The following is a 6928-nucleotide window of genomic DNA, read 5'->3' as shown; positions in this document are numbered from 1 at the left end:
CGCCTGCAGCCGGCGCTGCACGCGGTCGCGCAGACGCTGATCGATCACGAGCAGACTCTGACGGACCTCGACGCGGCGGCCGGCGACGGCGACCTCGGTGCGAGCATGCTGCGCGCCGCGCACGCGATCCTCGCGTTGCCCGATACCGCGTACGCCACGCCGGCCGGCGCACTCGCGGCGCTCGGCGCGGCGTTGCGCCGCGCGATCGCCGGCAGTTCCGGGCCGTTCTATGCAACCGCGCTGCTGCGCGCATCGCGCCGGCTGGCCGACCTTGCCGAACCGTCGGCGCGCGACTGGGCGGCGGCATTCCGCGCGGCAGTGGATTCGATCAGCGAACTGGGGGGCGCGCATGCCGGCGACCGGACGATGCTCGATGCACTGGTGCCGGCCGTCGAGGCATTCAGCCGCGCGCTCGACAGCGATCGCGACAACGCAAGTGCATGGACGGCGGCCGTGGAAGCGGCCGTGGAAGGCGCGAAAGCCACCGCGCGCATGACGCCGCGCGCAGGGCGGGCGAGCTATCTCGGCGAGCGCGCGATCGGCACGCCGGATGGCGGCGCGGTAGCCGTGTCGTACTGGTTGCGCGCGTTGCAGCCTCACGTGCGCTGAACGGCAACGCGCGGGATGCGGGTGGGCGGCCGCGCCGCCCGCCTCAGCCTGCGTTCATCCGCCCGGGCGACAGCATCGCGCCGACGCGCAACACTGTGGTGAACATCGCGGCGAGATGACGCGGCACGCCGGCGGCGAGCAGCGTGATGGCCGCGCGGCCCATCGGCGGACGGACGGGCGCGGGGGAAGATGTCATCGCAAACATGACAACGTCAACCACGACATCGCGTCGCGGTGAACGGCAGAAGCGCCGCGCTCAAACACCTTCGACCAGCACGGCACGATAGCGCGCGCCCTTGAACCGGTGCTGCACGACGGCCTGGTATTCGGGGCCGTGATACCACGCATGTGCGGCCTCCTTCGACGGAAACTCGACGATCACCACGCCTTCCGGTCCTTCGCCTTCCAGCGTTTCCTGAGCGCCGTAAGCCGCGAGCACCTTCACCGGATGACCAGCGAGCGTCGCGCCGACCTTGCTCGCGTAGGTATCGAGTTCGTGCTGATCCTGCGTGCTTTCCCGTGTAAAAACGATGTAAGTTGCCAAGATGCGTGCCCCTTTGTCCGGTGGATGGAAATCGCGCGCGTATCGCTGCTTTCCGACGATCGCGCCGCCCCCGGCCGCGTGCAGTGCGAACGGGTGTGCGGATTATAGGCGGTCGCGGCGCAAGCCGCCGCGACGCTGAAAAAACCGATCCCCACATCGTCCGATGACATCGGGCATCGCAAATTGGCGGGATGACTTGCCCGGCGTGCGACGTGTCGACGCCGCTGTTCGGCGGTACCGCTCCGATCGCCAACGACCGGTTGATCGGCGAGACCGGCAACGCGCTGATTCCCGCGTATCACATGCTGGCCGCTGCGCAACCGGGCTGATCCGCGCGCCGGCGGCGCCCGGCTGTCCATCAACGGCATCCATTGCATCGCCCGCCGTCCGGCGACGGACAGCGGGCGACGCAGGTCGGGCGGCTGAAGCCGCGGCGGGATTGTTGTCGCCCGGACAACACGATGTGCACACGTGCAGCGCTGTTGGCGTGTATCGGCCGTCACTACAATCGCTGACACGCTCTACCGGAATCCGGGCGAACCGAAGCGCGCGACCTTCACGATCGCGCTCGCGAACCGCGCCGTGCCGCGCGGCTCAATCCACTCGACGAACAGGACTACTGAACATGAACGCACCACTCCGCAACGTCCAGCCGGTTACCGACCGCCTGGGAAAAGAAGGTTCGGGCGAGCTCGTTCCCTCCCGCTACGCCGTGCGCATCGGCGATGTCGATGTCGTGCTGATCAGCGACGGCGTGCTGCCGCTGCCGACTTCCACCATGTCCACCAACGTGAGCGAGGCGGAGCGCAACGCCTGGTTCGACGGGCGTTTCCTGCAACGCGACCGATTCGACTGGGCGCTCAACATCGCGCTCGTGCGCAGTGCCGATCGGCTGATCCTGATCGATTCGGGCGTGGGTGACGGCTTCGAATACTTTACGCGCGCCGGGCGATCGGTGATGCGTCTGGAATCGGCCGGTATCGACCTGGCCGCGATCACCGACATCGTGATAACGCACATGCACATGGATCACGTCGGCGGGCTGAACACCGACGGCGTCAAGGCCCGGCTGCGCCCCGACGTACGCATTCACGTATCGGCCGCCGAAATGGCGTTCTGGAAGAATCCGGACTTCAGCAAGACGGTGATGCCGGAAACCGTACCGCCCGCACTGCGCAAGGCGGCGGCCAGGTTCGTGACGCTCTACGGCGAAAACATCGTGACGTTCGATCGGACCGTGGAAGTCGCAACCGGCGTGACGGCGCGCGTGACGGGCGGACATACGCCCGGGCACTGCGTGGTCGACGTCGCGTCGAACGGGGAAAAGCTGACGTTCGCGGGCGACGCGATCTTCGAAGTCAACTTCGACCACCCCGACTGGCAAAACGGCTTCGAGCACGATCCCGAAGCGGCTGTCGACGTGCGCATCGCATTGTTCAACGAAGCCGCCGACACCGGTGCGCTGCTGGCCGCCGCACATGTCGCGTTCCCTTCCATCGGCCATGTTGCGAGGGACGGCAGCGGCTTCCGCTTCGTTCCCGTCGTGTGGGACTACTGATCGAGGATCGGCGACCGGTGCGTGCTGCGGCAACGCATCGGCGGTCCTCCCGAACGGCACCACCATAAAAACGCGCCGCCGCATTTCATGCGGCGGCATCACGTCACGCGCCAAAGCGCATCACGACCGCCCGAACCTCACGCGAGCGCCGACATGTTCCGCTCCGCGACCTCGTCCGCCGCCTCCTTCACTATACCGACGCTCTCGTCGGCTTTCGCACGCGTCACGAGCCGCTTGTCTCTCGACTCGATGCCGGGCACCGCGCCGATCGCGTTGCGCCAGCCCGCCGATACCTCGGTCTTTCCCGTCTCGATGTCTCCGTCGTGGCATCCGCCTCGTCGCCCGGCAAAACACCCTGAAAATATTGTCCCGGTGGAATCGCGCACGTCAGCAGGGCGCTGCGGGTCGAGTCGATGCGGGCAGTCAGGCCACCGGCGCGCACGGCATGTGCCGTGTCTTCGAGGTCACCGGCACATCGGCCGGAATCGCGTCGGTACGCAGTTACGGCGGGACCGTCGCGAGCGTGAGACCGCGACCGGGAACCGCGTTCGTCGTGGGTTGTGGAAACGAAATCGGGTCGCGCCGTTCGCGCGGCGCGTCAAGCCAGCGTCGCCGTCGCCTGCATCGTCAGCCAGCCATCGCGATCCTTCGCCCACAGCTCGATCGTACTGCCGTCGTCCGACGGCTTGCCGCACAGCGTGAACGGCTCCCCGTCGAAGGTCGGGCGCACCGCGCGAAACGCAAAGCTCGCGAGCACCGCGTCCGGCCGTTCGCGATGCACGAGATCGACGAGCAGCGTCGCGATCAGCGGGCCGTGCACGACGAGCCCCGGATAGCCTTCTTCCTGCGTCACGTAGCTGCGGTCGTAGTGGATACGGTGACCATTGAAGGTCAGCGCCGAATAGCGGAACAGCATCACGGCGTCGGCCGTGACGGTGCGCGCCCACGTTTCACCCGTGGGCGCCGCGACCGGCTTCTGCGCCGGCGCGCCCGGCTGCTGCGCGTCTCGATAGACGATGTCGTGCTCTTCCTCGATACACGGCACCCCATCGGACTCGATGCGGTGCTGCACCGTCACGAACACGAGCCGGCCGCTGCGGCCCGTCTTGTCCTCGATGTTCGCGATCGTCGATTCGCGCGTCGCGCGCCGCCCCGCGCGCAGCGGCGCGTGAAACGTCAGCCGGCCGCCGGCCCACATGCGGCGCGGCAGCGGCACGGGCGGCAGGAAGCCGCCGCGCTTCGGGTGGCCGTCGGGGCCGACTTCGGCCAGCGGCGCGATGGGCAGGAAATAGAGCCAGTGCCACATCGGCGGGACGACGTCGCCGGGCGACGGGCGGTCGAGCGTGGCGGCCAGCGCGTTGAGCGGGAACGCGGTGATGTCGTCGCCAAGCGTTTCGGTCTTGCCGAGCCACGCGTCGAGTGACGCGGGTGCGGCGGGCTGCGAGGATGAGTTCGACACTGATGGAGTCTCCGGTGCGTTGGCAAGGGCCCAAATATGCGCGCCGCACGGCGTTTCGCGAAGTCGGCATTCCCGAACCCGGGCTTCGAATTTGCTCGCCCCCTGCGGCCCTGCCGGTCCTGCGCGACGATTTTCGTCTGACCATTCGATACATTCGACAATATAGCCGCCTCGCGCGCCGCGTGCGATTCCTGGCGCGGACCTTACAGCTTGACCACCGCCGGCACGCTGCCTAAATTGGTTCTGATGGACCGGCCGCGCGACGAGCGACATGTCATCCGGGTGACAAGAAAACGATAGTTTGCTATCGAATGTTTTTACCCTATCATCTCGGCCATGACCAATCTGCACGACCTCCGCCTCGCCGTCAGCAGCCTGCTCGTGCTGTCCGCGCGCAAGTGGCGCCGCACCAGTGACGGCGTGCTGAACGCGTACAACGTGTCCGAGGCCTGCGCGACGCCGCTCCTGATCGCCGGCCGGCTCGGCGAAGGTGTACGGCAGGGCACGCTCGCCGAACACGTCGGGATCGAAGGGCCGTCGCTCGTGCGCCTGCTCGACCAGCTGTGCGCGGCCGGCCTTGCGCGCCGCGACGAGGATCCGCACGATCGTCGCGCGAAAACGATCTCGCTGACGGCCGCCGGCCGCGCCGTCACCGCGAGGATGGAAGAAGACCTGCGCACGCTGCGCGCTCAGGTGCTCAAGGGCGTGACGCGCACCGATCTCGAAACGACGCTGCGCGTGCTCGAAGCGTTCAACGCGTCCGAGTCGCACCCGCCCGCCTCGCGTATCTCCCCCGCCGACGACACCGCGTCATGACCTATCCGAGCCTCCGCGACTGGCTGTTCTCGGGCAAGACGTTCGCCGCGTCGATGCTGGCGCTGTACCTCGGCCTGTATTTCCAGCTGCCGCGCCCGTACTGGGCGATGGCGAGCGTCTACATCGTGTCGAACCCGTTCGTCGGCGCGACGCGCTCGAAGGCGCTGTACCGCGCGCTCGGCACCGCGCTCGGCGCAGCCGCCGCGATCTTCTTCGTGCCGCCATTCGTCGAGACGCCGCTCCTGTTCAGCATCATCGTCGCGACCTGGTGCGGCACGCTGCTCTACCTCGCGATCTCCGACCGCACCGCGCGCAGCTACGTGTTCATGCTCGCCGGCTATACGATGCCGCTGATCGCACTGCCGACCGTGACCGACCCGTCCACCGTGTTCGACGTCGCGATCGCGCGAACCGAGGAAATCGTGCTCGGCATCGTCTGCGCGAGCGTGGTCGGCAGCACCGTGTTTCCGAACCGGCTCGCGCCGACGCTGATCGAACGCACCGACGCGTGGTTCAAGGACGCCGCGTTCTACGGTCGCGAGACGCTGTCCGGGCAAATTGCCGGCAAGGCGTTGTCGGCATGCCGCCAACGGCTCGCCGCGACGATCACCGGCCTCGAATTCCTGCTGAGCCAGCTGAGTTACGACCATGCGCACCCGCGCATCCTTGCCCGCGCGCAGGCGCTCGCGGGCCGCATGCAGTTGTTCCTGCCGCTGATGTCGTCGCTCGCCGATCCCTTGATCGCGCTGATGCGCGACCTGCACGTGCGCCCGCCCGCTCTCGATGCGCTGCTGGCCGATGCCGCGAAATGGTTCGACGCACCGCTGCCGTCCGTGAAGGCCGACGGCGACATGGCCCACGACGCGGTCGCGGACAACCTGCGCGAGCGCATCGCCGCGCTGCAGCCCGCCGACAGCGCCCTGGCGAGCTGGGAGGGCGCACTGCTGTCGAACGCGCTGTGGCGGCTGCGCCAGGTCGTCGACATCTGGCAGGACTGCCGTTCGCTGCGTGCGCTGATCGCGAACGAATCGGGTGTGTGGCAGCCGCGCTACCGGCACTGGCGGCTCGGCGGCACCGAACGCTTCTTCGATCGCGGGATGATGCTGTTCTCGACGCTGACCGTCGTGTTCGCGATCGTGTTCGCGTGCTGGCTGTGGATCTCGTCCGGCTGGCACGACGGTGCGGCGGCCGTCACGCTCGTGGCCGTGTCGTGCAGCTTCTTCGCCGCGCTCGACGAGCCGGCGCCGCTGGTGTTCAAGTTCTTCCTGTCGACCGCCGCGAGCGTCGTGTTCGCGGGCCTGTACCTGTTCGTCGTGCTGCCGCACGTGCACGATTTCGCGATGCTCGTGCTGATGTTCGCGGGCCCGTTCATCCTGATCGGCACGCTGCTGCCGCGCCCGCAGTTCAACATGGTGACGATGCTCGTCGCCGTGAACACGGCGACCTTCATCAGCATCCAGAGCGCGTACGAAGCCGATTTCTTCGTGTTCCTGAACAGCAACCTCGCGGGTGTCGCCGGGCTGCTGTTCGCGTACGTGTGGACGCGGGCGACGCGGCCGTTCGGCGCGGAGCTCGCGGTGCGGCGCCTGTTGCGCTCGGGCTGGGAAGACGTCGCGCGCTCCGCGTCGACGCAGCCGCTCGACGACCAGCGCAACCACGCATCGCGGATGCTCGACCGCGTCACGCAGCTGCTGCCGCGCCTGGGCGCATCCGACGATCACCGCCACCCGTCGATCGAGAGCTTCCGCGACCTGCGCATCGCACTGAACGCGCTCGACCTGCGCCGCTCGCGCCGTCGCCTGTCGGGCGACGTACCCGACGCGATCGATCGCGTCCTCGCCGGCGTCACCGATCACTACGCGCGCTGCGCGGCCGCGAACGCGCGCCAGCCGGCACCGCCCGCGCTGCTCGCGACGATCGACGACGCACTGCACCGCGTGGA

The 6928-nt window shown here is 68.2% G+C and carries 8 protein-coding genes; 4 read left to right on the top strand and 4 right to left on the bottom strand.

What is annotated here, in order from left to right:
• Positions 1 to 609 (top strand): dihydroxyacetone kinase subunit DhaL (gene dhaL, locus G3N62_RS33540; protein ID WP_206141458.1); only part of this gene is annotated, 609 nt, incomplete at its 5' end.
• 43 nt (positions 610 to 652) lie between these two features.
• Here the strand turns inward: dhaL and G3N62_RS33535 are convergent.
• Together G3N62_RS33535 and G3N62_RS33530 are read right to left on the bottom strand one after the other, a co-directional pair.
• The gene (locus G3N62_RS33535) at positions 653 to 805 is read right to left on the bottom strand and encodes a hypothetical protein (RefSeq protein ID WP_185733142.1); all 153 of its coding nucleotides are present in this window, start codon (positions 803 to 805) and stop codon (positions 653 to 655) included.
• A 60-nt stretch (positions 806 to 865) separates the two neighbouring features.
• Complete coding sequence (locus tag G3N62_RS33530; protein WP_034191737.1) at positions 866 to 1153, bottom strand: DUF1330 domain-containing protein; 288 nt, start codon at positions 1151 to 1153, stop codon at positions 866 to 868.
• Between the two features lie 625 nt (positions 1154 to 1778).
• Between G3N62_RS33530 and G3N62_RS33525 the strand changes: the two genes are divergently transcribed.
• Positions 1779 to 2711, top strand: a complete 933-nt coding sequence (locus G3N62_RS33525) for an MBL fold metallo-hydrolase (RefSeq protein ID WP_059561950.1) — start codon at positions 1779 to 1781, stop codon at positions 2709 to 2711.
• Positions 2712 to 2848: 137 nt separating this feature from the next.
• Here the strand turns inward: G3N62_RS33525 and G3N62_RS33520 are convergent, their stop codons facing one another.
• Positions 2849 to 3097 (bottom strand): hypothetical protein, encoded by a 249-nt coding sequence (locus tag G3N62_RS33520; protein WP_124671239.1) that lies wholly within the window; start codon positions 3095 to 3097, stop codon positions 2849 to 2851.
• 212 nt (positions 3098 to 3309) lie between these two features.
• Positions 3310 to 4170 (bottom strand): MaoC family dehydratase N-terminal domain-containing protein, encoded by an 861-nt coding sequence (locus G3N62_RS33515; protein WP_069245778.1) that lies wholly within the window; start codon positions 4168 to 4170, stop codon positions 3310 to 3312.
• A gap of 336 nt (positions 4171 to 4506) precedes the next feature.
• On the opposite strand from G3N62_RS33515, the gene G3N62_RS33510 reads away from it, so the two are divergent.
• Complete coding sequence (locus G3N62_RS33510; protein ID WP_034191735.1) at positions 4507 to 4986, top strand: MarR family transcriptional regulator; 480 nt, start codon at positions 4507 to 4509, stop codon at positions 4984 to 4986.
• Positions 4983 to 6928 (top strand): FUSC family protein (locus G3N62_RS33505; protein WP_206141457.1); only part of this gene is annotated, 1946 nt, incomplete at its 3' end. The genes G3N62_RS33510 and G3N62_RS33505, both read left to right, overlap by 4 nt.

Origin of the sequence: Burkholderia sp. Tr-20355, from assembly GCF_017104685.1 — a bacterium.
In the GTDB taxonomy this organism is placed as follows: domain Bacteria; phylum Pseudomonadota; class Gammaproteobacteria; order Burkholderiales; family Burkholderiaceae; genus Burkholderia; species Burkholderia seminalis.
The sequence above is the reverse complement of the archived record's forward strand: the minus strand, read 5'-3'. Positions and strand labels throughout refer to the sequence as shown.